Raw genomic sequence first — 21,579 nt, 5'->3', positions numbered from 1 at the left:
GCTGACATATTAGCGCGCCTCCAAAGAGATTCGCACTCCCCGCAAGGGTGAGCGCAGGTGCCTCGACCGGATCTTTTCGAAGGTCCAACGCAAGGCTCCAGAGGGTAAGACCTCAACGAGATAGGGATACCGCCGGGCTTGCCCGGGTCTGCGTCCCCCGTCACGCCTCCGCTTCGGCGGGGGCACCAGCCCGGGACGGGGCACGCATCGCAATTACAGGGCTGAAGCATGCCCCCGCGGAAATCGTTCCGAGGGGGCCTCTGTTCGTAGGAGTGCTTGGTCATGCGCACTGGCGTGATCGTTAAGAAAATGGGGATGACCCGCTTGTTTAAGGACGACGGCCGCCATGTGCCGGTCACCGTCCTTTCGCTCGAGGGCGTTCAGGTCGTCGGTCAGAAGACTGAAGCGCGCGACGGTTACGTCGCAGTGCAGCTCGGTGCCGGAACGGCCAAGGCCAAGAATGTCGCCAAGCCGCAGCGCGGTGTCTTCGGCAAGGCTGAAGTCGAACCCAAGGCGATCCTCGCGGAATTCCGCGTCGATGCCGATGGTCTGCTCGAAGTGGGCGCCGAAATCTCGGCCGACCACTATGTCGCCGGCCAGTTCGTCGACATCCAGGGCAAGACCCAGGGCAAGGGCTTCCAGGGCGGCATGAAGCGCTGGGGCTTCGGCGGTCTGCGCGCCACCCACGGTGTTTCGGTCTCGCATCGCTCTCTCGGTTCGACCGGTCAGCGCCAGGATCCGGGCAAGGTCTTCAAGAACAAGAAGATGGCCGGCCACATGGGCGACAAGAACCGCACCCAGCAGAACCTCGAAATCGTCGGCACCGACGTCGAGCGCGGCCTGATCTTCGTCAAGGGCTCGGTCCCTGGCTCGAAGGGCGGCTGGCTGTTCGTCAAGGACGCCGTGAAGGTCGACCGCCATGCGGACGCACCGTTCCCCGCCGGCCTGAAGGCCGTCGCCAACAACAACGACACCGCCCCTGCGGAAACCCCGGCCGATGTGGCCGAGGCTCCCGAGGCGACCGAAGGCCAGGAGGGCTGAACGTGAAGGTCAAGGTACAGACCCTCGACGGCAAGGCGGCCAAGGGCGCCGAGCTCGAGCTCAACGACGACGTGTTCGCCGTCGAGCCGCGCGCGGACATCCTTCACCGCGTCGTCACCTGGCAGCTCGAGAAGCGTCGCGCCACTGCGCGCGGCACTCGCGAGCGCGCCGATGTCGCCCGTTCGGGCAAGAAGTTCGGTCGCCAGAAGGGCGGCGGTACGGCTCGTCACGGCGATCGCCGCGCTCCGGTGTTCATCGGCGGTGGTAAGGCTCACGGCGCTCGCGTCCGTGACTTCAACCCGGGCCTGAACAAGAAGGTTCGCGCGCTCGGCCTGCGCATGGCGCTGTCGAGCCACGCCAAGGCCGGTTCGCTGATCGTCCTGGACAATCTGGCGATCGACGCGAAGACCAAGGCGCTGACCGAGAGCTTCACCAAGCTCGGCGTCGGCAAGACCCTGGTGATCGACGGCGATGCAGTCGAGACCAACTTCGCGCTGGCCGCCGGCAACCTGCACACGGTCAACGTGCTGCCGGCCATCGGCGCCAACGTCTATGACATCCTGAAGCACGACACGCTGGTCCTGACCCGCGCTGCCGTCGAAAAGCTGGAGGCGCGCTTCAATGGCTAAGAAGCAGGCAGCCGCGATCGACAACCGTCACTATGACGTGATTGTCGCGCCGCACATCACCGAGAAGTCGACCATGGTTTCGGAGCACAACGCCGTTGTGTTCCGGGTCGCTGGCGATGCCACCAAGCCCGAGATCAAGGCTGCCGTCGAGGCGCTGTTCTCGGTCAAGGTCACTGGCGTCAACACGATCGTCCAGAAGGGCAAGACCAAGAAGTGGAAGGGCAAGCCCTACACCCGGTCTGACATCAAGAAGGCCATCGTGACGCTCGCCGAAGGCGATCAGATCGACGTTACTGCGGGGGTCAACTCGTAATGGCACTCAAGAATTACAACCCGACGTCGCCGTCGCGTCGCGCGCTCATCCTGATCGACCGTTCCGGTCTTCACAAGGGTGGCCCGATCAAGGCGCTGACCGAAGGCAAGCGCAAGACCGGTGGCCGCAACAACAAGGGTCATGTGACCTCGCGCGGTATCGCTGGCGGTCACAAGCAGCGCTATCGCATCATCGACTTCAAGCGTCGCCTGTGGGACGTCGAAGGCACCGTGGAGCGGATCGAGTACGATCCCAACCGCACCGCTTTCATCGCGCTCATCAACTATGGTGACACGCCGGAAGGCAAGGCCAACGTCGCGTACATCATCGCGCCGCAGCGCCTCGCCGTCGGCGACAAGGTGATCGCCGGCAAGAAGACCGACGTGAAGCCGGGCAACGCGATGGAGCTGGGCTCGATGCCGGTCGGTACCATCGTCCACAATGTGGAGATGAAGCCGGGCAAGGGCGGTCAGATCGCACGTTCGGCCGGCACCTATGTGCAGGTCGTCGGCCGTGACCGCGGCATGGTGATCGTTCGCCTGAACTCGGGCGAGCAGCGCTACATCCACTCGAACTGCATGGGCACCGTCGGTGCGGTTTCGAACCCGGACAACCAGAACACCAATCTGGGCAAGGCCGGCCGCAACCGTTGGAAGGGCATCCGCCCGCTGACCCGCGGCGTCGCCAAGAACCCGGTCGACCATCCGCACGGCGGTGGTGAAGGCCGGACCTCGGGTGGCCGTCATCCGGTTACCCCGTGGGGCAAGCCGACCAAGGGTGCGCGCACCCGCCACAACAAGGCGACGGACAAGATGATCATCCGTTCGCGTCACGCCAAGAAGAAGGGCTAACCGCTCATGGCTCGTTCCGTCTGGAAAGGTCCGTTCGTGGACCTCCACCTCCTGAAGAAGGCGCAGACCGCTCAGGAGACCAACGCGCGTGCGCCGATCAAGACCTGGTCGCGCCGCTCGACGATCCTGCCCGACTTCGTCGGCCTGACGTTCAGCGTCTATAATGGCCGCAAGTTCGTGCCGGTTTCGGTCAACGAAGACATGGTCGGCATGAAGCTCGGCGAATTCGCGCCGACCCGCTTCTTCCCGGGCCACGCCGCCGACAAGAAGGGTAAGCGCTGATGTCTAAGCCTGCAGCTCCGCGCCGCGTTGGCGACAAGGAAGCGCTCGCCGTGGCCACGCAGATCCGTGGTTCGGCTCAGAAGCTCAACCTGGTGGCCGCGCTGATCCGCAACCGCAAGGTCGGCGACGCGATGAACATCCTCGCTTTCTCGAAGAAGGCGATGGCGGTTGACGCGCGCAAGGTGCTCGCTTCGGCGATCGCCAATGCGGAAAACAATCACAACCTCGACGTCGACGCGCTTGTCGTCGCCGAGGCGTCGGTCGGCAAGTCGATCACGATGAAGCGCTTCGCGACCCGCGGCCGTGGCAAGTCCACCCGCATCCTGAAGCCGTTCTCGCGCCTTCGCATCGTCGTCCGCGAGCAGGAAGAAGAGGCTTAAGATGGGTCACAAGAGCAACCCGATCGGTCTGCGTCTCCAGATCAACCGGACCTGGGACAGCCGCTGGTTCGCGGAAGGCGCCGACTATGGCCGCCTCCTCCTCGAGGATCTGAAGATCCGCAAGTACATCCTCAAGACGCTGCCCCAGGCCGCGATCTCGAAGGTTGTCATCGAGCGTCCGGCCAAGCTGTGCCGCATTTCGATCTATGCCGCCCGTCCGGGCGTCATCATCGGCAAGAAGGGCGCGGACATCGAGAAGCTTCGCAAGAAGCTCGGCACGATGACCGCTTCGGACGTGTCGTTGAACATCGTCGAGATCCGCAAGCCTGAAGTCGACGCCAAGCTCGTCGCGCAGGGCATTGCCGAGCAGCTCGAGCGTCGTATCGCTTTCCGCCGCGCCATGAAGCGTGCGGTGCAGTCGGCGATGCGTCTGGGCGCCGAAGGCATCCGGATCAACTGCGGCGGCCGTCTCGGCGGCGCCGAGATCGCTCGTTCGGAATGGTACCGCGAAGGCCGCGTTCCGCTGCACACGCTGCGCGCGAACATCGACCATGCCGAGGCCGAAGCCCACACCGCCTATGGCGTGTGCGGCGTGAAGGTCTGGATCTTCAAGGGCGAGATTCTCGGCCACGATCCGATGGCGACCGACCGTCTCAATCTGGAGGCTCAGACCTCCGGCGTGCGCCCGGCGCGCGAAGAACGCCGCTAAGGAAACAGAGCAATGTTGCAGCCGAAGAAGTTCGCGCACCGCAAGCAGTTCAAGGGACGCATCCACGGCGACGCCAAGGGTGGTACCTCGCTGAACTTCGGGTCGTACGGCCTGAAGGCGCTGGAGCCGGAGCGGATCACCGCACGTCAGATCGAAGCGGCTCGCCGCGCGATCACGCGCCACATCAAGCGCCAGGGCCGTCTCTGGATCCGCATCTTCCCGGACCTTCCCGTCACGGGCAAGCCGGCCGAAGTCCGCATGGGCTCGGGCAAGGGTGCACCGGAATATTGGGCCGCTCGCGTCAAGCCGGGCCGCATCCTGTTCGAGCTGGACGGCGTTCCCGGCCCGCTCGCAGCGGAGGCGTTCAGCCGCGCGGCGATGAAGCTGCCGATCAAGGTGAAGGTCGTTGCTCGCCTCGGCGACACGTCGCACCTGGGAGTGATGTAAGATGAGCAAGGCTACCGACTTTCGGGCGAAGACCGAAGATCAGCTGACCGAGGAACTCGGCAACCTGAAGCGCGAGGCGTTCAACCTCCGTTTCCAGGCTGCGACGAGCCAGCTCGAGAAGCCGAGCCGCGTGCGCGAAGTGCGCCGCGACATCGCCCGTATCAAGACGCTGCAGAACGAGCGCTCGCGCTCGTCGGCGAAGTAAGGAATTCGACATGCCGAAGCGCGTGCTGACCGGGAACGTGGTTTCCGACAAGGGCGACAAGACGGTCGTGGTTCTCGTGGAGCGCAAGGTCAAGCACCCGCTCTACGGCAAGATCATCCGTCGCTCGAAGAAGTATCACGCCCATGACGAGGGCAATGAATACAAGGCCGGCGAGACCGTGCGGATCGAAGAGACCGCACCGATGTCGAAGCTGAAGACCTGGAAGGTGATCGATCGGGTGAACACCCACGCGACGCCCGCCAAGGCCGACGCCTGAAGCCATCCGGTCCCTCGGGACCGTGTTTTAGTGGAACCCCCGGGCCAGAGCTAAAAAGGCTGGTCCCGGTAGGCCAAGAGAGAAGGAACCGGATCGATGATCCAGATGCAGTCCAATCTCGACGTCGCTGACAACAGCGGCGCGAAGCGGGTGCAGTGCATCAAGGTGCTGGGCGGCTCGAAGCGCCGCGTGGCCGGTGTTGGCGACATCATCGTCGTCAGCATCAAGGAAGCACAGCCCCGCGGTAAGGTGAAGAAGGGTGACGTGCACCGCGCCGTCATCGTCCGCACCGCGAAGGACATCCGCCGCGCCGATGGCTCGGTGATCCGCTTCGACGGCAATGCCGCGGTGCTGGTCAACAAGAACGAGGAGCCGATCGGCACCCGTATCTTCGGGCCGGTGGTGCGCGAGCTGCGCAACAAGGGCTTCATGAAGATCATTTCGCTCGCGCCGGAGGTGCTGTAAAATGGCCGCCGCCAAGATCAAGAAGGGTGACCGCGTCATCGTCCTGTCCGGCAAGGACAAGGGCCGGACCGGCGACGTGATCCAGGCCCTGCCGAAAGAAGGCAAGGTCGTGGTCGAGGGCATCAATGTCCACGTCCGTCACACCAAGCCGAGCCAGGGCGACCCGCAGGGTGGCCTGAAGCGCTCGCCCGCGCCGATGCATGTCTCGAAGGTCGCTCACGTGACCGCCGATGGCAAGGCCACGCGCGTCCGTTTCGAGACCCGCGACGGCAAGAAGGTTCGTGTCGCCGTGAAGACCGGGGAGGCCATCAATGGCTGACGCATATACGCCGCGCATGCGGTCCAAGTACGACGCGGAAATCGTCAAGGCGATGACCGAGAAGTTCGGCTACAAGAACGTCATGGAGATCCCGAAGATCTCCAAGATCGTGCTGAACATGGGCGTTGGCGAAGCCACGCAGGACAAGAAGAAGGTCGAGCAGGCAGCCCAGGAAATGGAGCTGATCGCCGGCCAGAAGCCTGTCGTCACCAAGGCGAAGAAGTCGATCGCGCAGTTCAAGCTGCGTGAAGGCATGCCGATCGGTTGCAAGGTTACCCTTCGCCGCGAGCGCATGTACGAATTCCTCGATCGCCTGATCACCATCGCGATGCCCCGCATCCGCGATTTCCGTGGCGTGAACCCGGATTCGTTCGACGGCCGTGGCAACTATGCCATGGGCATCAAGGAACAGATCGTGTTCCCCGAGATCAACTATGACCGCATCGACAAGGTGCGCGGCATGGATATCATCGTGACCACCACCGCTAAGACCGACGACGAGGCTCGCGAGCTTCTCCGTCTCTTCGGCTTCCCGTTCCCGCTCGCGGACGGTGAAGCGAAGCAGGCAGCGTAAGGGAAAGAGAGCTTAAGTCATGGCGAAACTGAGTTCGATCAATAAGAACGAGAAGCGCAAGAAGCTGGTGAAGAAGTATGCCGGCCGTTACGCGAAGCTCAAGGCAATGGCGAAGGACCAGTCGCTCGATGAGACCGAGCGCCTGATCGCACGGCTGCGCATGGCCGAGATTCCCCGCAACGGGAACCCGACCCGCATCCGTAACCGGTGCGAGCTCACCGGCCGCCCGCGCGGTTATTACCGCAAGTTCCGTCTCGCCCGCGTGATGCTGCGCGATCTGTCCAACAAGGGACTGATCCCCGGCGTCACCAAGTCGAGCTGGTAAGGACTAGAGATGGCATTGACCGATCCCCTGGGTGATATGCTCACCCGCATCCGCAACGGCCAGCGCGCCCGGAAGGACTCCGTCCTGACTCCGGCGTCGAAGCTTCGTGCGCGGGTTCTCGACGTCCTCCAGCGTGAGGGCTATATCCGTGGCTACAGCGACGAGCAGATGGGCCCCGCGGCCGGCATCCGCATCGAGCTGAAGTATTTCGAGGGTCAGCCGGCGATCAAGCACGTCGCGCGCATCTCGAAGCCCGGCCGTCGCGTGTACAGCGGTTCGCAGGAACTGCCGCGCGTTCGCAACGGCCTCGGCATCACGATCGTCTCGACGCCCAAGGGCGTTCTGTCCGACGCGGAAGCGCGCGAGCAGAATGTCGGCGGCGAAGTGCTGGCGGAGGTGTTCTGATGAGCCGCATTGGCAAGAAGCCGATTTCGATCCCGAGCGGCGTGACCGCGACGATCGACGGCGGCGTGCTGAACGTGAAGGGCCCGAAGGGCGCCCTCTCGCTCACGCTTCGCGACGAGATCAGCTATACGCTGGACGATGGCGGCATCCTGGTGAAGCCGGCCAACGACAGCAAGTCGGCGCGTGCCTTCTGGGGCATGCAGCGCACGATGGTCCAGAACCTGGTGACCGGCGTGACCGAGGGCTTCACCAAGAAGCTCCTGATCACCGGCGTCGGCTACCGCGCGAACTCGCAGGGCAAGAAGCTGAAGCTTCAGCTCGGCTATTCGCACGACGTGGACATCGACGTGCCGGAAGGCATCGAGATCAAGACCCCGGATCAGACCACGGTCGAGATCTCCGGAATCGACAAGCAGAAGGTCGGCCAGATCGCGGCCGAGATTCGCCGTTGGCGGAAGCCCGAGCCCTACAAGGGCAAGGGCATCAAGTATGACGGCGAGTATATCTTCCGCAAGGAAGGGAAGAAGAAGTAATGACCAAGGGTCTCTCTCTCTTCGAGAAGCGGCGCCGCCGCAACCGTACCGCGCTTCGTGCGCGTGCTGGTGGCCGCGCGCGCCTCTCGGTGCACCGTTCGGGCAAGCACATCTATGCCCAGGTGATCGACGACGCCGAAGGCAAGACGCTCGCGTCGGCCTCGACCATCGACAAGGACGTCAAGGGCAAGGCGACCGGCGCGACCATCGCGGCGGCGCAGGAAGTCGGCAAGCGCGTGGCGGAAGCCGCGAAGAAGGCCGGCGTCACCCAGGTCGTCTTCGATCGCGGTGGCTTCCTCTATCATGGCCGCGTCAAGGCGCTGGCCGATGCCGCTCGTGAGAGCGGACTGGAGTTCTAAGAATGGCCGATGAAATCAACACGACCGACGCTCCGGTCGAGGCGCAGGACGCCGGCCAGCCGACCGAAGGCCGTGGCCCGCGTGGCGGCCGTGGCCGTGGTGGTCCGGGCGGCGGTGGCCGTGGCGGCCGTGACGGCAACCGTGGCCGTCGCGACGATCGTCGTGGCCAGGGCGCCGAGGACGGTGGCGAAGAGCTGATCGAGAAGCTGGTTCACATCAACCGCGTCTCGAAGACGGTGAAGGGCGGCAAGCGCTTCGGCTTCGCGGCGCTGGTCGTCGTGGGCGACGGCAAGGGCCGTGTCGGCTTCGGTCATGGCAAGGCGCGCGAAGTGCCGGAAGCCATCTCGAAGGCGACCGCTTCGGCGAAGAAGGCGATGATCCGCATTCCGCTGAAGGAAGGCCGCACGCTGCATCACGACGGCAACGGCCACTTCGGTGCCGGTCGCGTGACTGTTCGTTCGGCGCCCCAGGGCACCGGCATCATCGCGGGCGGCCCGATGCGCGCCGTCTTCGAATCGCTGGGCGTGGCCGATGTGGTGACCAAGTCGGTCGGCACGTCGAACCCGTACAACATGATCCGTGCGACCTTCGAAGCGCTTGGCGAGCAGACCTCGCCGAAGAGCGTTGCGCAGCGTCGCGGCAAGAAGATCGCCGACCTGCTCGGCCGTGGTGGTTCGCAGACCGCCGAGGCCGATGCCGCAGCGATCGCGGAGTAAGCTGACATGGCGAAGATCAAGATCAAGCAGACCGGTTCGCCGATCCGCCGCACCAAGGATCAGCGCGCGACGCTGATCGGCCTGGGCCTCAACAAGATGCACCGCGTGTCGGAGCTCGAGGATACCCCCGAGGTTCGCGGCATGATCCGCAAGGTGCAGCACATGGTCGAAGTTCAGGGCTAAGGCCCCGAACTTCAGCCATCCGGCTGAATCCAGGCGACAGATAACCAGTGACAAGCTGGGGGGAGGGGGCTAAGCGGCCCCCTTTCCAATTTCCTTCCAAGCGCGACAAAAGCGAAAGCGAGTGCAACACATGAAACTGAACGACATCCGCGACAACCAGGGTGCCCGCAAGAGCCGCTTCCGCGTCGGCCGTGGCATCGGCTCGGGCGCCGGCAAGACGGCAGCCCGTGGTCAGAAGGGCCAGAACAGCCGCGAGGGCGTTTCGATCAACGGTTTCGAGGGCGGCCAGATGCCGCTCCACATGCGCATCCCGAAGCGCGGCTTCAACAACATCTTCGCCAAGGATTATGCCGAGGTGAACCTGGGCGCGATCCAGAAGGCGATCGATTCGGGCAAGCTGACCGCGACCGACATCACCCAGGCCGAACTCAACGCAGCGGGCCTGACCCGCGGCGGCAAGGACGGCGTGCGCCTGCTCGGCAAGGGCGAACTGAAGGCGAAGCTGAACTTCACGGTCGCCGGCGCGTCGAAGGGCGCGATCGAAGCGGTTCAGAAGGCCGGCGGTTCGGTGACGATCCCCGAGATCGTTCCGGCTGCCGAGAAGGCCAAGGCCAAGCACCGCACGGTGCAGAAGGTCATTGCCGCCAAGAAGGCCGCCGGCAAGAAGGCGTAACCTGCGCTGTTCCCCGGCTTCGGCCGGGGCCAGCTTCGGGCCGCTCGCAGCTGGGGCCCGGCATCGGCCGGGCGACATTTCGCTTCCGAGGTTAGACAAGCTCGCAAGCGTACCTATATGAGCGGCGGGGGGCGATTTTCAGCGCTCGCCGCCGTTTCTGTTTCGGGACGATTACGCACATGGCATCCGCAGCCGACCAACTCGCATCCAGCATCAGCCTGTCCAAGTTCGGGCAGGCGACCGACCTCAAGAAGCGCCTGTGGTTCACCCTCGGCGCTCTGATCGTGTTCCGGCTGCTCAGCTACGTCCCGATTCCGGGTATCGATCCCACCCAGCTCGAGCTGCTTGCGAACAGCATGCAGGGCGGCGTGCTCGATTTCTTCAACAACTTCACCGGCGGCGCGCTCAACCGCGCTTCCGTCGTGGCGCTCGGCGTGATGCCCTACATCACCGCCTCGATCGTCGTGCAGCTCGCGACGTCGCTGTCGCCGACGCTCGCCGCGATCAAGAAGGAAGGCGAGAGCGGCCGCAAGCGCCTCAACCAATATACCCGCTACGGCACCGTGGCGCTCACCATCGTCCAGGGCTGGTTCATTGCCACGGGCCTCGAGTCCGCAGGCTCGGCCGTGATCGATCCGGGCATCATGTTCCGCATCGGCGCGGTGGTCAGCCTTGTCGGCGGCACGCTGTTCCTGATGTGGATCGGCGAGCAGATCACGGCGCGCGGCATCGGCAACGGCATCTCGCTGATCATCATGGCGGGCATCGTCGCCCGCCTGCCGCAAACGATGATCCAGCTGTTCGAGCAGGGCCGTACCGGCTCGATCGACGCGCTGGTGCTGCTGAGCATCATCTTCGTCGTCGTCGCGATCGTTCTGTTCATCTGCTTCATGGAGCGCGCCCAGCGTCGCATCCTGATCCAGTATCCCAAGCGCCAGACCGCGCGCGGCGTACAGGCCGAGCGCAGCCATCTGCCGCTCAAGCTGAACACCGCGGGCGTGATTCCGCCGATCTTCGCCTCGTCGCTGCTGCTGCTGCCGCTGACGATCGTGCAGTTCACCGGCACGCCGACCAACACCGAGACGCTGTGGGGCGAGACTCTGGTCTGGCTCAACGCGAACCTGCGTCACGGTTCGACGATCTACATGCTGCTGTATGGCTTCGGCATCATCTTCTTCTCGTTCTTCTACACCGCCGTGGTGTTCAATCCCGAGGAGACGGCCGACAATCTGAAGCGCTATGGCGGGTTCATTCCGGGCATCCGTCCGGGCAAGAATACCGAAGCCTACTTCGATTATGTGCTGACGCGCATCACCGTGATCGGCGCGCTGTATCTGACCGCGATCTGCCTGGTGCCGGAATGGGCGTTCGCCCAGCTGGGCATCCCGTTCCTGATGGGCGGCACCAGCCTGCTCATCGTCGTGAACGTGACGATGGACACGGTGACGCAGATCCAGTCGCACTTGCTGGCGCACCAGTATGGCGACCTGATCAAGAAGGCGAAGCTCAAGGGACGTCAGCGCTAATCAGCGGGCGTAAGGGGAGAGTGCTTTGAACATCATCCTGTTGGGCCCGCCTGGAGCCGGCAAGGGCACCCAGGCGAGCCGTCTGGAAGCGGACCGGGGCATGGTCCAGCTTTCCACCGGCGACATGCTGCGGGCGGCGCGCACGGCCGATACGCCTCTCGGTCATCAGGTCGCGGCCGTGATGGATTCTGGCGCGCTCGTTTCCGACGAGATCGTCTCGGCGCTGATCGACGATCGCCTCGCGACACTGTCGGCGGAGCAGGGCACGATCTTCGACGGCTATCCGCGCACCGCGCCCCAGGCCGCGTCGCTCGACGCGATCCTCGAAGCGCATGGCCGGCATCTCGATCATGTGATCGAACTGGCTGTGGACGAGGATGCGCTGGTCGAGCGCATCACCGGCCGCTTCAGCTGCGCGAAGTGCGGTGCGAACTACCACGACAAGTTCAAGCTGCCCGCGGTGGCCGATACGTGCGACGTGTGCGGCAATCACGAGTTCAAGCGCCGTCCCGACGATAACGAGGAAACCGTGCGCACGCGCATGGCGGAATATCGCGCCAAGACCGCGCCGATCCTGCCGATCTACGAAGCGCGCGGCATCGTCAGCCGCGTCGACGGCATGGCCGATATCGGCGAGGTGACCGTGGCGATCGAAGCGATCCTCGACGGCAGGGCCTGAGGGCTCTGTCGGGAAATTCGAAGGGGCGCCTCCGGCAACGGAGGCGCCCTTTTCGTATCCGCGGTCCCGCGCCCGAACATGAAAAACATTTCATCCCGCCGTCACCGAATCACCGGGGCGGGGCGGCGTAGAAGCATCTCAACGGACCGACGCATTGCCGGCCGTTACGGAGATCGCATCATGAAGGTTCGTTTCATCGCTCCCGTCCTCGCCGCAGCCGCGCTGATCGCCGCGCCGGCAATGGCCGCTACCGGCACCCACCCCGCGAAGACCGCGAAGGTCCACAAGACCAAGGCTGCCAAGCCGGCCAAGGCATCGAAGACCGAGAAGAAGACCGACTGACCTCGCATCCTCTCCCCCTTGCCCCTGGGAGATGGCGCGGCCGGCGGGATCCCCTTTCCGCCGGCCGCCTTGCGTATTACCTCTGTCGTTCGGCGCCGGCCCGCTCCCCCGCCCGGTCACCCAGCGGAAGTAACCTATGGGTGGCCGGGCGGGGGAGCGGGCCGTACCGCCCCAGCGGAGCCGAGCAGCGATGACCCGCAAGATTCTGATCGTCGAAGATGACGGCGCGGCTGCGGCCTATCTCGCCAAGGGACTGGGCGAGGCCGGCTTCTCGGTGGAGATCGCCGCCAATGGCCGCGACGGCCTGTTCCTTGCCAGCGAAGGCATATTCGATGCGATGATCGTCGACCGGATGCTGCCGGGGCTCGACGGGCTCGCGATGATCGGCGCGGTGCGCGCCGCCGGTATCCGCACCCCGGCGCTGGTGCTGTCCGCGCTCGGTGCGGTCGACGACCGGATCGACGGCCTCCATGCCGGCGCGGACGACTATCTCGCCAAGCCCTTCTCCTTCGCCGAACTGCTCGCCCGAATCGAGGCCCTGCTCCGCCGCGAGGAACGCCGGGCGGCGGAGGTGCAGGTGACCCGGCTGGTCGTCGGCGATCTGGAGATCGACCTGCTCGGCCGCACCGTCAGCCGGCAGGGGCGAGCGATCCCGCTGGGGAGCCGCGAGTTCAACCTGCTCGAATATCTCGCGCGCAATGCGGGGCAGGTGGTGACCCGCACGATGATGATCGAGAAGATCTGGAACTATCATTTCGACCCCGGATCGAACGTGGTCGACGTCCATATGAGCCGCCTGCGCCGCAAGATCGAGGAAGGCTTCGCCACGCCGATCCTCCACACGGTGCGCGGCGCGGGCTACCGGCTGGCGCCCGAGGGCTGATGCGCCTTTCCTTCACCGCGCGGCTCGCCCTGCTCGCGATCGGGCTGGCGCTGATCTCGTCGCTCACCCTGGCCGGGTTCGTCTGGCAGCAGACCCATGACGACGCGATCGGTGCGCTGCGGCGCGACGCGAACGAACAGGTCGACACGCTGTTCGCGGCGTGGCGCTCGGGCGGTGTGCCCGCGGTCGAGCGGGCGGTTGCGGCGGCGCGAGAAGGCGACGACACGCTGATCGCCGAAGTGGTCGATGCGCAGGGCGTCCGCATCGCCGGGATCGGCCCCGACAAGGTGACGATCGATCTGCCGGAGGGGCGGGGCCCCTTCCGCATCGGGCGGATCGGAGCCAGCGGCGACTGGGCGGCGCAGGAAGCGGGGGTCGTGGTCCGCCAGATCGGGCGCGACTATCTGGTCGGCGGGCGGCTGCTCGACGATTGGGAACGAGCCCAGCGCACCATCGAACGCGCACTGCTGCTCGCGGTGCTGATCGCGGTGGTGCTCGGGATCCTCGGCGGGCTGCTGCTCGCGCGCTATGTTTCGCGCCGCCTCGATCGCATCGCGGGCACCGTCGATGCGGTCGCTGCCGGCGACCTTACCCGGCGCGTGCCTGCGTCCGGACGCGACGCCTTCGACCGGCTGGCATACCGCATCAACGGGATGCTCGATCGCATCGACCGGCTGATGGGCGAACTGCGCGTCGTGACCGACAGCATCGCGCACGATCTCCGCTCGCCCATCGCCCGCCTCCGCGCCCGCGCCGAAACCGCGGTCACGACCGAGGATCCGGTCCAGCGCGAGGCAGCGCTTGCCGGGCTGATGACCGAAACCGATCTCGTCACGCGGATGCTGTCGGTCCTGCTCGAGATAAGCCGCACCGAAGCGGCGGGGCGCGACGCCTTCGCGCCCACCGATCCCGCCACGCTGATCGAGGCGCTGGCCGATCTTTACGAGCCCGCGGCGGAGGAGGCCGGGCTGGCCTTCGAAACGGTCATCGGCTCACGGCCGTCCATACCGGTTCCGTTGCACCGCGAACTGCTCAGCCAGGCGCTGGCCAATCTGATCGACAATGCGATGCGTCACGGCGCCGACGGGGGGCGTATCGTCCTGGGCATGACGGTCGAAGCCGCCGGCCTGTGCCTTTCGGTCGCGGACAGCGGTGCGGGCATCGCGGAGGCCGATCGGGCGGAAGCGTTGCGCCGATTCGGCCGACTCGACCGCGCGCGCAGCCTGCCGGGGGCGGGACTCGGGCTCGCGCTGGCCGATGCGGTCGCCCGGCTGCATGGCGGGCGGCTCGAACTGGGCGACAACGCCCCGGGGCTGGTTGCGATGCTGGTCCTGCCGCTTCCGGCCTGAGCGTCCCGAAACCGCGCTATTCCGCCGAATCCCGTGCTTGGCACGACTCCCGGAAAGGTATATGTCTCCGCTTCCGAGCGAAGTGCAGCGGCGGTGCTTGACAGCATCGGCGTGGCTGCATATGTCGCCCATCTTCCGAAACCCCGGTGGACCGGCAGCGCTATGAGCGCGTGCCGCCTATCGTGCGTTTTGGATCAACGCGTTGAGATGAGGGGCCAGCAGCCATGCGGTCGCTCGTGGAGCTGGGAGAATAATTTCATGGCACGTATTGCGGGTGTAAACATCCCGACCAACAAGCGCGTAATCATCGCGCTTCAGTATATCCACGGCATCGGTCCGGCGAAGGCCAAGGAAATCACCGACAAGCTGGGCATCGCCAGCGAGCGTCGCGTGCAGGACCTGAGCGACCAGGAAGTGCTGCAGATCCGTGAAACGATCGACGCCACCTACACCGTGGAAGGCGATCTTCGTCGCGAGACCGCGATGAACATCAAGCGTCTGATGGATCTGGCCTGCTACCGCGGCCTGCGTCACCGCAAGGGCCTGCCGGTCCGTGGCCAGCGCACCCACACCAACGCCCGTACCCGCAAGGGCAAGGCGAAGCCGATCGCCGGCAAGAAGAAGTAAGGGAGCGCTGAACAATGGCACGTGAACCGCAGCGTCTTCGCCGTCGCGAACGCAAGAACATCACCGCAGGCGTCGCCCATGTGAACGCCAGCTTCAACAACACCATGATCACGATCACCGATGCCCAGGGCAACGCGATCTCGTGGTCGTCGGCAGGCATGATGGGCTTCAAGGGCTCGCGCAAGTCGACCCCGTATGCGGCCCAGGTCGCAGCGGAAGACGCGGGCAAGAAGGCCGCCGAGCATGGCGTCCGCACGCTCGAAGTCGAAGTGAAGGGTCCGGGTTCGGGCCGCGAGTCGGCGCTTCGCGCGCTGCAGGCGGTCGGGTTCCAGATCACGTCGATCCGCGACGTGACGCCGATCCCGCACAACGGCGTTCGTCCGTCCAAGCGCCGTCGCGTCTGACCGTCTTTCCGTAGCGGGTACGGGCTCGGGAGCGAGTCCGGCCCGTTTCGGCTGATTTTTCGGTGGGGTAGCTCCAGCCCCGCCCAACCAGAGGGAAAGCCCAGTGTCCGTCAATTCCAAGAACTGGCAGGAACTCAAGAAGCCCAACGGCCTCGAAAAGAAGCCCGGCGGCGATCCCAAGCGCAAGTCGACCTTCGTCGCCGAGCCGCTCGAGCGCGGTTTCGGCCTGACGCTCGGCAATGCGCTGCGCCGCGTGCTGCTCTCGTCGCTTCAGGGCGCCGCTGTCACGTCGATCAAGATCGAGAACGTGCTGCACGAGTTCTCGAGCCTCGCCGGCGTGCGTGAAGACGTCACCGACATCGTTCTGAACGTCAAGCAGATCGCGCTCAAGATGCAGGGCGAAGGCCCGAAGCGTCTCCAGCTTTCGGCGACCGGCCCGGCTGAAGTGAAGGCCGGCGACATCGCCGTTTCGGGCGACATCGAAGTGATGAACCCCGATCTGGTGCTGTGCCATCTCGACGACGGCGCGACGCTCAACATGGAGCTGACCGCCGACACCGGTAAGGGCTATGTCCCCGCCGCGTCGAACCGTCCGGCGGACGCTCCGATCGGCCTGATCCCGGTCGACGCCCTGTACAGCCCGGTTCGCCAGGTTTCGTACAAGGTCGAGAATACCCGCGTCGGTCAGGAACTCGATTACGACAAGCTGACGCTCTCGGTCGAAACCGACGGCACCATCACTCCGGAAGACGCGATCGCCTACGCGGCGCGCATCCTCCAGGACCAGCTGGCGCTGTTCGTCCACTTCGACGATTCGGCGATCACTCGCTCGGCTCCGATCGGCATGGCGGCTCCGGCTGCCGCGGCTTCGGAAGGCGGCGCAGGCGATACCGCGCAGATCAATCGTTACCTTCTCAAGAAGGTCGACGAGCTCGAACTGTCGGTGCGTTCGGCCAACTGCCTCAAGAACGACAACATCATCTATATCGGCGATCTGGTCCAGAAGACCGAAGCCGAGATGCTGCGCACGCCGAACTTCGGCCGCAAGTCGCTCAACGAGATCAAGGAAGTGCTTTCGTCGATGGGTCTCCGTCTCGGCATGGAAATCCCCGGCTGGCCGCCCGAGAACATCGAAGAGATGGCCAAGAAGCTCGAGCAGGAAATCATGGGCTGAGCTGCACCGGGTTAGCGCCGCTAACCCGGAGACAGCGACAGCCCGGCCAGCGGGGCCGAAGGTCCCGACTGACGACGCGGCTTCGCCGCGGCGGGCTGGCTCATAAAAGGGTTTTGGGCGGTGGCCCGTTTCGCACCGCCTGGTCTGGGGTTCCGTCAGACGGCCCCTTAACGAACGAAGGAAAGACACATGCGTCATAAGGTTGGCGGCCGTAAGCTTCAGCGTACTTCGGCTCACCGTATCGCCCTGTTCCGCAACCAGAGCGCCGCGCTCATCAAGCACGAGCAGATCACCACGACCCTCGCCAAGGCGAAGGAGCTTCGTCCGTACGTGGAGAAGCTGATCACGCTCGCGAAGAAGGGTGGCCTGTCGAACCGCCGTCTGGCCCATGCCCGTCTGCTCGACGATGCGCAGCTGACCAAGCTGTTCGACGTGCTGGCCTCGCGCTACGCCGACCGTAACGGCGGCTATACCCGCATCGTCAAGGCCGGCCCGCGTGCTTCGGACGCGGCGCAGATGGCGATCATCGAGTTCGTCGATCGCGACGTTTCGGCCAAGGGTCAGGATTCGGGTCCGGTCCTGAACGACGAGGATTTCGACGAAGCCGCGTAAGCGCTTCGCCGATCCGGCTTTCAAAAGGCGGTCGCACTCCGGTGCGGCCGCCTTTTTGTTTCAAGACCCAGTCTTTGTTTCGGGTCCGCAAGATTTCCTGATCCTTGGTGCGGGCCGCCAATCCCCATTTATCTCCCTGAGCGGGATGCCACGCTTTTCGGCCGTTTCCGGCACGTGGCACGATCCCTGCGAACCGTGCCGTGCCGGCCGATATCGCCGGTCAGGGAGTATGAAGATGAAGACCCGTCAGTCCGCCGCCTATCCGCGGACCGTCCATCCCCAGCGCCGCACCGGCACTCCGCTGCTGGGCGCGACCAGCGCGATCGGCTTCGCGCTGCTGCCGCTGGCGGTGATGCTGTGGGCCGTGCCCCAGACCGGCATCGGCATCGCCTGATCGCGGCATTGGCTCGTCGGCGGCGTGTGGCCTGCATGGAAACTCCCACACAGGCAGTTGAGTCGTTCGCCCGGCCTTCCTAGGATGGGTCATCCCTAAATCGGAGGCCCCAATGCGCCGCGTATCCACGCTGATCCCGCTGCTTCTCGTCACGACCTCGCCCGCCATCGCCCAGACTGCCCCGGAGACCAACGCCAGCATGCCCAAGATCGCCTATCCGCAGACCCGCCGCGTCGATGTGGTGGAGGAGCAGTTCGGCGTGAAGGTGGCCGATCCCTATCGCTGGCTCGAGAACGACGTGCGCAACGACAAGGAAGTGGCCGACTGGGTCGCTGCCGAGAACCGGGTGACCGACGCCTATCTCGCCACCCTGCCGGGCCGCAACCTGTTCGCCGGGCGCATCAAGCAGCTGTTCGACTATGAGCGTTTCGGCGCGCCCACGAAGAAGGGCGGACGCTATTTCTACATGCACAATAGCGGCCTGCAGAATCAGGCCGTGCTGTGGGTCCGCGACACGATCGACGGCCCGGGCCGCATCCTGATCGACCCGAACGGCTGGTCGAAGGACGGCGCGACCGCGCTGGCCGAATGGCTGCCCTCGGATGACGGCAAGCACCTCATTTACTCGATCCAGGACGGCGGCACCGACTGGCGCACGATCAAGGTGATCGACCTCGCCACCGGCAAGGAGATGAGCGACGAAGTCAGCTGGGCCAAATACACGATGGGCGCGAGCTGGGCGAAGGACGGCTCGGGCTTCTTCTACTCGCGCTATCCCGAGCCGCCCGCGGACGCGAAATACACCGCGCTCAGCGACAATCATCGCGTCTATTTCCACAAGCTCGGCACGCCGCAGAGCGAGGACCGGCTGGTCTATGCGACGCCCGACAAGCCGAAGCTCGGCCATTATGCGGGCATCACCGATGACGGGCGCTATCTGGTGATCAGCACCAGCGAGGGCACCGACAACAAGAACATGGTCCATATCATCGACCTGAGCGATCCCGCGTGGAAGCCCAAGGCGATCATCCCCGAGCTGAAGAACGACTGGTCCGCGATCGGCAACGAAGGCAGCGTCTTCTATTTCTCGACCGATGCCGGCGCGCCGCGCCAGCGCGTCGTTTCGATCGACATCGCTTCGGCCGACCTGGCGCCGAAGGAAATCGTTCCCGAGAGCCCGGCGACGCTGGGTAGCGCAACGATCGTCGGCGGGCGGTTGGTCCTGTCCTATCTGGTCGACGCCAAGACCGAGGTTCGCCGCTATACGCTGGCCGGCAAGGCCGACGGCATTGTGAAGCTGCCGGGCATCGGCACCGCGAGCGGCTTTGGCGGTGACCAGAAGGATCCCGAGACCTTCTTCAGCTTCACCAGCTTCAACGCGCCGACCACCGTATATCGCTATGATGTCGCGACGGGGAAGGCGACGGTCTGGGCGCAGCCCAAGGTCGCGTTCAACCCGGCCGATTATAAGGTCGAGCAGCGCTTCTTCACGTCGAAGGACGGAACGAAGGTTCCGATGTTCGTCGTCCGGCACAAGAACACGACCGGTCCGGCGCCGACATTGCTCTGGGCCTATGGCGGGTTCAACATCTCGTACACGCCCAGCTTCTCGGCTTCGCGCGTCGCATGGATGGAGCAGGGCGGCGTGTTCGTCCTCGCCAACATTCGCGGCGGCGGCGAATATGGCAAGGCGTGGCACGATGGCGGCCGCCTGCAGAACAAGCAGAACGTGTTCGACGACTTCATCGGCGCGGGCGAATATCTGATCCGCGAAGGCATCACCGGCAAGGACCAGCTGGCGATCCAGGGCGGCTCGAACGGCGGCCTGCTGGTCGGCGCGGTGGTCAATCAGCGACCCGACCTGTTCGCGGCGGCGCTGCCCGCGGTGGGCGTGATGGACATGCTCCGCTTCGATCGCTGGACCGCCGGCCGCTATTGGGTCGACGATTACGGCTATCCGAACAAGGAAGCCGATTTCCGCACGCTGTGGAGCTATTCGCCCTATCACAACATCAAGGGCGGCCGGAATTACCCCGCGATCCTGGCGACCACCGCGGACACCGACGACCGCGTGGTCCCCGGCCACACCTTCAAATACACGGCCGCCCTCCAGGCCGCCGATATCGGCGACAAGCCGCACCTCGTCCGCATCGAAACCCGTGCCGGCCACGGATCGGGCAAGCCGACCGACAAGATCATCGAGGAAGCCTCGGATCTGTACGCATTCGCGGCCCGCTGGACCGGCCTCGAAGTGAAGAAGCGCTGATTGGACAGGGGAAGGGGCTCAACGCCCCTTCCCTTTCCGCCTTCATCTGCTAGGCGCGTCGGGCATGAACCATCATGCCGATTCCATCCTCATCGTCGACTTTGGCAGTCAGGTCACCCAGCTGATCGCACGCCGCGTGCGCGAAGCGGGCGTCTATAGCGAGATCGCACCCTTCAACGCCGCCGCCGAGGCGTTCGAACGGATGCAGCCAAAGGGCATCATCCTTTCCGGCTCGCCCGCCTCCGTCCTCGACGACGGCAGCCCGCGCGTGCCGCAGGCGATTTTCGACTCAGGCCTTCCGATCCTAGGCATCTGCTATGGCCAGCAGGTGATGATGGAGCAGCTGGGCGGTACCGTGCGGCTGGGCGACAGCGGCGAGTTCGGCAGCGCATTCATCGAGATCCAGGACGATTGCGTGTTGTTCGACGGGCTGTGGCGGACCGGCGAGACGCATCAGGTGTGGATGAGCCACGGCGACAAGGTGACCGAACTGGCGCCGGGCTTCCGCCCCGTCGCGACCAGCCCGGGATCGCCCTTCGCAGTCGTGGCCGACGATGCGCGGCGCTATTACGCGACGCAGTTCCACCCCGAGGTGGTCCACACGCCTGACGGCGCGCGCTTCCTCGCCAATTTCGTCCGTCATGTCTGCGGTCTCAGCGGCGAATGGACGATGGCCGAGTTCCGCGCCGCCAAGATCAAGGAAATCCGCGATCAGGTGGGCGAGGGCCGGGTGATCTGCGGCCTCTCCGGCGGCGTCGACAGCGCGGTCGCGGCCGTTCTGATCCATGAAGCGATCGGCAGCCAGCTGACCTGCGTGTTCGTCGATCACGGCCTGATGCGCGCAGGCGAAGCCGATCAGGTCGTCAGCCTGTTCCGCGGCCATTACAATATCCCGCTGGTCCATGTGAACGCCGAGACTTTGTTCCTGAGCGGCCTTGCCGGGGTCACCGATCCCGAAGCCAAGCGCAAGTTCATCGGCAAGACCTTCATCGAAGTGTTCGAGGACGAAGCGAAGAAGATCGGCGGCGCGGATTTCCTCGCGCAGGGGACGCTGTACCCCGACGTGATCGAAAGCGTCAGCTTCACCGGCGGCCCTTCGGTGACGATCAAGAGCCACCACAATGTCGGCGGCCTGCCCGAGCGGATGAACATGAAGCTGGTCGAGCCGCTGCGCGAGCTGTTCAAGGACGAAGTCCGCGCGCTGGGCCGCGAACTGGGCCTGCCGGACATCTTCGTCGGTCGTCACCCCTTCCCGGGACCGGGCCTCGCGATCCGCATTCCGGGCGAAGTGACCAAGGAACGGTGCGACATCCTGCGCAAGGCCGATGCGATCTATCTCGACGAGATCCGCAACGCGGGCCTGTACGACGCGATCTGGCAGGCCTTTGCGGTGCTGCTGCCGGTGCGCAGCGTCGGCGTGATGGGCGACGGGCGGACCTATGATTCGGTGCTGGCGCTGAGGGCGGTGACCTCGACCGACGGGATGACCGCGGTCGCGTACGAATATCCCGGCGGCTTCCTTGCCCGCTGCGCGACGCGGATCATCAACGAGGTGAAGGGCATCAACCGGGTGACCTACGACTATACGTCGAAGCCACCCGGCACGATCGAGTGGGAGTGACGATCCCGATTGCGCC

32 protein-coding genes are annotated in these 21,579 nt (G+C 65.0%); all 32 read left to right on the top strand.

Annotation, left to right across the window (positions count from 1 at the left end; genetic code table 11):
• The first annotated feature begins 282 nt into the window (after positions 1–282).
• The 32 genes from rplC to guaA all read left to right on the top strand — a co-directional run bounded on the left by rplC (position 283) and on the right by guaA (position 21,563).
• The gene (gene rplC, locus HHL13_RS11640; RefSeq protein ID WP_169555821.1) at positions 283–1,041 is read left to right on the top strand and encodes a 50S ribosomal protein L3; all 759 of its coding nucleotides are present in this window, start codon (positions 283–285) and stop codon (positions 1,039–1,041) included.
• Positions 1,042–1,043: 2 nt separating this feature from the next.
• Positions 1,044–1,670, top strand: coding sequence for a 50S ribosomal protein L4 (rplD, locus tag HHL13_RS11635; RefSeq protein ID WP_169555820.1), 627 nt, complete (start codon positions 1,044–1,046; stop codon positions 1,668–1,670).
• On the top strand, positions 1,663–1,983 hold the full coding sequence (locus HHL13_RS11630) for a 50S ribosomal protein L23 (protein ID WP_169555819.1): 321 nt from the start codon (positions 1,663–1,665) through the stop codon (positions 1,981–1,983). Before rplD ends, HHL13_RS11630 begins: the two co-directional genes overlap by 8 nt.
• Positions 1,983–2,834, top strand: coding sequence for a 50S ribosomal protein L2 (gene rplB / locus HHL13_RS11625; protein ID WP_169555818.1), 852 nt, complete (start codon positions 1,983–1,985; stop codon positions 2,832–2,834). Before HHL13_RS11630 ends, rplB begins: the two co-directional genes overlap by 1 nt.
• A 6-nt stretch (positions 2,835–2,840) precedes the next feature.
• The gene (gene rpsS, locus HHL13_RS11620; RefSeq protein WP_029936458.1) at positions 2,841–3,116 is read left to right on the top strand and encodes a 30S ribosomal protein S19; all 276 of its coding nucleotides are present in this window, start codon (positions 2,841–2,843) and stop codon (positions 3,114–3,116) included.
• Complete coding sequence (rplV, locus tag HHL13_RS11615; protein ID WP_169555817.1) at positions 3,116–3,496, top strand: 50S ribosomal protein L22; 381 nt, start codon at positions 3,116–3,118, stop codon at positions 3,494–3,496. Before rpsS ends, rplV begins: the two co-directional genes overlap by 1 nt.
• A 1-nt stretch (position 3,497) precedes the next feature.
• Complete coding sequence (gene rpsC, locus HHL13_RS11610) at positions 3,498–4,205, top strand: 30S ribosomal protein S3 (RefSeq protein ID WP_169555816.1); 708 nt, start codon at positions 3,498–3,500, stop codon at positions 4,203–4,205.
• 12 nt (positions 4,206–4,217) lie between these two features.
• The gene (gene rplP, locus HHL13_RS11605; protein ID WP_169555815.1) at positions 4,218–4,652 is read left to right on the top strand and encodes a 50S ribosomal protein L16; all 435 of its coding nucleotides are present in this window, start codon (positions 4,218–4,220) and stop codon (positions 4,650–4,652) included.
• 1 nt (position 4,653) lies between these two features.
• On the top strand, positions 4,654–4,857 hold the full coding sequence (gene rpmC, locus HHL13_RS11600; protein WP_169555814.1) for a 50S ribosomal protein L29: 204 nt from the start codon (positions 4,654–4,656) through the stop codon (positions 4,855–4,857).
• Positions 4,858–4,867: 10 nt separating this feature from the next.
• Entirely contained in the window at positions 4,868–5,134 is a 267-nt protein-coding gene (gene rpsQ, locus HHL13_RS11595; RefSeq protein ID WP_169555813.1) for a 30S ribosomal protein S17, read from the top strand.
• A 96-nt stretch (positions 5,135–5,230) separates the two neighbouring features.
• Positions 5,231–5,599, top strand: coding sequence for a 50S ribosomal protein L14 (rplN, locus tag HHL13_RS11590; protein WP_169555812.1), 369 nt, complete (start codon positions 5,231–5,233; stop codon positions 5,597–5,599).
• 1 nt (position 5,600) lies between these two features.
• Complete coding sequence (gene rplX, locus HHL13_RS11585; RefSeq protein ID WP_169555811.1) at positions 5,601–5,918, top strand: 50S ribosomal protein L24; 318 nt, start codon at positions 5,601–5,603, stop codon at positions 5,916–5,918.
• Entirely contained in the window at positions 5,911–6,492 is a 582-nt protein-coding gene (rplE, locus tag HHL13_RS11580; protein WP_169555810.1) for a 50S ribosomal protein L5, read from the top strand. Before rplX ends, rplE begins: the two co-directional genes overlap by 8 nt.
• A 19-nt stretch (positions 6,493–6,511) precedes the next feature.
• Complete coding sequence (rpsN, locus tag HHL13_RS11575; RefSeq protein ID WP_169555809.1) at positions 6,512–6,817, top strand: 30S ribosomal protein S14; 306 nt, start codon at positions 6,512–6,514, stop codon at positions 6,815–6,817.
• A gap of 9 nt (positions 6,818–6,826) precedes the next feature.
• A complete protein-coding gene (gene rpsH / locus HHL13_RS11570) occupies positions 6,827–7,222 on the top strand; it encodes a 30S ribosomal protein S8 (protein ID WP_169555808.1) in 396 nt (131 codons plus the stop codon).
• Positions 7,222–7,755 (top strand): 50S ribosomal protein L6, encoded by a 534-nt coding sequence (gene rplF, locus HHL13_RS11565; RefSeq protein WP_169555807.1) that lies wholly within the window; start codon positions 7,222–7,224, stop codon positions 7,753–7,755. Before rpsH ends, rplF begins: the two co-directional genes overlap by 1 nt.
• A complete protein-coding gene (gene rplR / locus HHL13_RS11560; protein ID WP_169555806.1) occupies positions 7,755–8,114 on the top strand; it encodes a 50S ribosomal protein L18 in 360 nt (119 codons plus the stop codon). The genes rplF and rplR overlap by 1 nt, the downstream gene beginning before the upstream one ends.
• A gap of 2 nt (positions 8,115–8,116) precedes the next feature.
• Positions 8,117–8,830, top strand: coding sequence for a 30S ribosomal protein S5 (gene rpsE, locus HHL13_RS11555; RefSeq protein WP_169555805.1), 714 nt, complete (start codon positions 8,117–8,119; stop codon positions 8,828–8,830).
• 6 nt (positions 8,831–8,836) lie between these two features.
• Complete coding sequence (gene rpmD, locus HHL13_RS11550) at positions 8,837–9,013, top strand: 50S ribosomal protein L30 (protein ID WP_169555804.1); 177 nt, start codon at positions 8,837–8,839, stop codon at positions 9,011–9,013.
• 130 nt (positions 9,014–9,143) lie between these two features.
• Complete coding sequence (rplO, locus tag HHL13_RS11545) at positions 9,144–9,686, top strand: 50S ribosomal protein L15 (RefSeq protein ID WP_169555803.1); 543 nt, start codon at positions 9,144–9,146, stop codon at positions 9,684–9,686.
• Positions 9,687–9,865: 179 nt separating this feature from the next.
• Complete coding sequence (gene secY / locus HHL13_RS11540) at positions 9,866–11,212, top strand: preprotein translocase subunit SecY (protein WP_169555802.1); 1,347 nt, start codon at positions 9,866–9,868, stop codon at positions 11,210–11,212.
• Positions 11,213–11,237: 25 nt separating this feature from the next.
• On the top strand, positions 11,238–11,891 hold the full coding sequence (locus HHL13_RS11535; protein WP_169555801.1) for an adenylate kinase: 654 nt from the start codon (positions 11,238–11,240) through the stop codon (positions 11,889–11,891).
• Between the two features lie 180 nt (positions 11,892–12,071).
• Positions 12,072–12,233 (top strand): hypothetical protein, encoded by a 162-nt coding sequence (locus tag HHL13_RS11530; protein ID WP_169555800.1) that lies wholly within the window; start codon positions 12,072–12,074, stop codon positions 12,231–12,233.
• A 190-nt stretch (positions 12,234–12,423) separates the two neighbouring features.
• Complete coding sequence (locus tag HHL13_RS11525) at positions 12,424–13,116, top strand: response regulator transcription factor (protein WP_169555799.1); 693 nt, start codon at positions 12,424–12,426, stop codon at positions 13,114–13,116.
• Positions 13,116–14,465, top strand: coding sequence for a HAMP domain-containing sensor histidine kinase (locus tag HHL13_RS11520; protein WP_169555798.1), 1,350 nt, complete (start codon positions 13,116–13,118; stop codon positions 14,463–14,465). Before HHL13_RS11525 ends, HHL13_RS11520 begins: the two co-directional genes overlap by 1 nt.
• 258 nt (positions 14,466–14,723) lie before the next feature.
• Positions 14,724–15,092, top strand: a complete 369-nt coding sequence (gene rpsM, locus HHL13_RS11515) for a 30S ribosomal protein S13 (protein ID WP_169555797.1) — start codon at positions 14,724–14,726, stop codon at positions 15,090–15,092.
• Positions 15,093–15,106: 14 nt separating this feature from the next.
• On the top strand, positions 15,107–15,496 hold the full coding sequence (gene rpsK / locus HHL13_RS11510) for a 30S ribosomal protein S11 (RefSeq protein ID WP_169555796.1): 390 nt from the start codon (positions 15,107–15,109) through the stop codon (positions 15,494–15,496).
• Between the two features lie 103 nt (positions 15,497–15,599).
• Positions 15,600–16,670, top strand: a complete 1,071-nt coding sequence (locus HHL13_RS11505; protein WP_169555795.1) for a DNA-directed RNA polymerase subunit alpha — start codon at positions 15,600–15,602, stop codon at positions 16,668–16,670.
• Positions 16,671–16,859: 189 nt separating this feature from the next.
• Entirely contained in the window at positions 16,860–17,282 is a 423-nt protein-coding gene (gene rplQ / locus HHL13_RS11500) for a 50S ribosomal protein L17 (RefSeq protein ID WP_169555794.1), read from the top strand.
• Positions 17,283–17,517: 235 nt separating this feature from the next.
• Positions 17,518–17,676, top strand: a complete 159-nt coding sequence (locus HHL13_RS11495; RefSeq protein ID WP_169555793.1) for a hypothetical protein — start codon at positions 17,518–17,520, stop codon at positions 17,674–17,676.
• A 112-nt stretch (positions 17,677–17,788) separates the two neighbouring features.
• Positions 17,789–19,942, top strand: coding sequence for a prolyl oligopeptidase family serine peptidase (locus HHL13_RS11490; protein ID WP_169555792.1), 2,154 nt, complete (start codon positions 17,789–17,791; stop codon positions 19,940–19,942).
• A 64-nt stretch (positions 19,943–20,006) separates the two neighbouring features.
• Positions 20,007–21,563: a glutamine-hydrolyzing GMP synthase gene (guaA, locus tag HHL13_RS11485; RefSeq protein WP_169555791.1), complete on the top strand. Its 1,557-nt coding sequence runs from the start codon at positions 20,007–20,009 to the stop codon at positions 21,561–21,563.
• The last annotated feature ends 16 nt before the right edge of the window (positions 21,564–21,579 follow it).

Origin of the sequence: Sphingomonas sp. G-3-2-10, from assembly GCF_012927115.1 — a bacterium.
Taxonomy (GTDB): domain Bacteria; phylum Pseudomonadota; class Alphaproteobacteria; order Sphingomonadales; family Sphingomonadaceae; genus Sphingomonas.
The sequence above is the reverse complement of the archived record's forward strand: the minus strand, read 5'-3'. Positions and strand labels throughout refer to the sequence as shown.

Coding starts and splice junctions, on each gene's coding strand:
- rplC (WP_169555821.1), top strand. CDS start 283: ATGCGCACTGGCGTGATCGTTAAGAAAATGGGGATGACCCGCTTGTTT.
- HHL13_RS11630 (WP_169555819.1), top strand. CDS start 1,663: ATGGCTAAGAAGCAGGCAGCCGCGATCGACAACCGTCACTATGACGTG.
- rplB (WP_169555818.1), top strand. CDS start 1,983: ATGGCACTCAAGAATTACAACCCGACGTCGCCGTCGCGTCGCGCGCTC.
- rpsS (WP_029936458.1), top strand. CDS start 2,841: ATGGCTCGTTCCGTCTGGAAAGGTCCGTTCGTGGACCTCCACCTCCTG.
- rplV (WP_169555817.1), top strand. CDS start 3,116: ATGTCTAAGCCTGCAGCTCCGCGCCGCGTTGGCGACAAGGAAGCGCTC.
- rpsC (WP_169555816.1), top strand. CDS start 3,498: ATGGGTCACAAGAGCAACCCGATCGGTCTGCGTCTCCAGATCAACCGG.
- rplP (WP_169555815.1), top strand. CDS start 4,218: ATGTTGCAGCCGAAGAAGTTCGCGCACCGCAAGCAGTTCAAGGGACGC.
- rpmC (WP_169555814.1), top strand. CDS start 4,654: ATGAGCAAGGCTACCGACTTTCGGGCGAAGACCGAAGATCAGCTGACC.
- rpsQ (WP_169555813.1), top strand. CDS start 4,868: ATGCCGAAGCGCGTGCTGACCGGGAACGTGGTTTCCGACAAGGGCGAC.
- rplN (WP_169555812.1), top strand. CDS start 5,231: ATGATCCAGATGCAGTCCAATCTCGACGTCGCTGACAACAGCGGCGCG.
- rplX (WP_169555811.1), top strand. CDS start 5,601: ATGGCCGCCGCCAAGATCAAGAAGGGTGACCGCGTCATCGTCCTGTCC.
- rplE (WP_169555810.1), top strand. CDS start 5,911: ATGGCTGACGCATATACGCCGCGCATGCGGTCCAAGTACGACGCGGAA.
- rpsN (WP_169555809.1), top strand. CDS start 6,512: ATGGCGAAACTGAGTTCGATCAATAAGAACGAGAAGCGCAAGAAGCTG.
- rpsH (WP_169555808.1), top strand. CDS start 6,827: ATGGCATTGACCGATCCCCTGGGTGATATGCTCACCCGCATCCGCAAC.
- rplF (WP_169555807.1), top strand. CDS start 7,222: ATGAGCCGCATTGGCAAGAAGCCGATTTCGATCCCGAGCGGCGTGACC.
- rplR (WP_169555806.1), top strand. CDS start 7,755: ATGACCAAGGGTCTCTCTCTCTTCGAGAAGCGGCGCCGCCGCAACCGT.
- rpsE (WP_169555805.1), top strand. CDS start 8,117: ATGGCCGATGAAATCAACACGACCGACGCTCCGGTCGAGGCGCAGGAC.
- rpmD (WP_169555804.1), top strand. CDS start 8,837: ATGGCGAAGATCAAGATCAAGCAGACCGGTTCGCCGATCCGCCGCACC.
- rplO (WP_169555803.1), top strand. CDS start 9,144: ATGAAACTGAACGACATCCGCGACAACCAGGGTGCCCGCAAGAGCCGC.
- secY (WP_169555802.1), top strand. CDS start 9,866: ATGGCATCCGCAGCCGACCAACTCGCATCCAGCATCAGCCTGTCCAAG.
- HHL13_RS11530 (WP_169555800.1), top strand. CDS start 12,072: ATGAAGGTTCGTTTCATCGCTCCCGTCCTCGCCGCAGCCGCGCTGATC.
- HHL13_RS11525 (WP_169555799.1), top strand. CDS start 12,424: ATGACCCGCAAGATTCTGATCGTCGAAGATGACGGCGCGGCTGCGGCC.
- HHL13_RS11520 (WP_169555798.1), top strand. CDS start 13,116: ATGCGCCTTTCCTTCACCGCGCGGCTCGCCCTGCTCGCGATCGGGCTG.
- rpsM (WP_169555797.1), top strand. CDS start 14,724: ATGGCACGTATTGCGGGTGTAAACATCCCGACCAACAAGCGCGTAATC.
- rpsK (WP_169555796.1), top strand. CDS start 15,107: ATGGCACGTGAACCGCAGCGTCTTCGCCGTCGCGAACGCAAGAACATC.
- rplQ (WP_169555794.1), top strand. CDS start 16,860: ATGCGTCATAAGGTTGGCGGCCGTAAGCTTCAGCGTACTTCGGCTCAC.
- HHL13_RS11495 (WP_169555793.1), top strand. CDS start 17,518: ATGAAGACCCGTCAGTCCGCCGCCTATCCGCGGACCGTCCATCCCCAG.
- HHL13_RS11490 (WP_169555792.1), top strand. CDS start 17,789: ATGCGCCGCGTATCCACGCTGATCCCGCTGCTTCTCGTCACGACCTCG.
- guaA (WP_169555791.1), top strand. CDS start 20,007: ATGAACCATCATGCCGATTCCATCCTCATCGTCGACTTTGGCAGTCAG.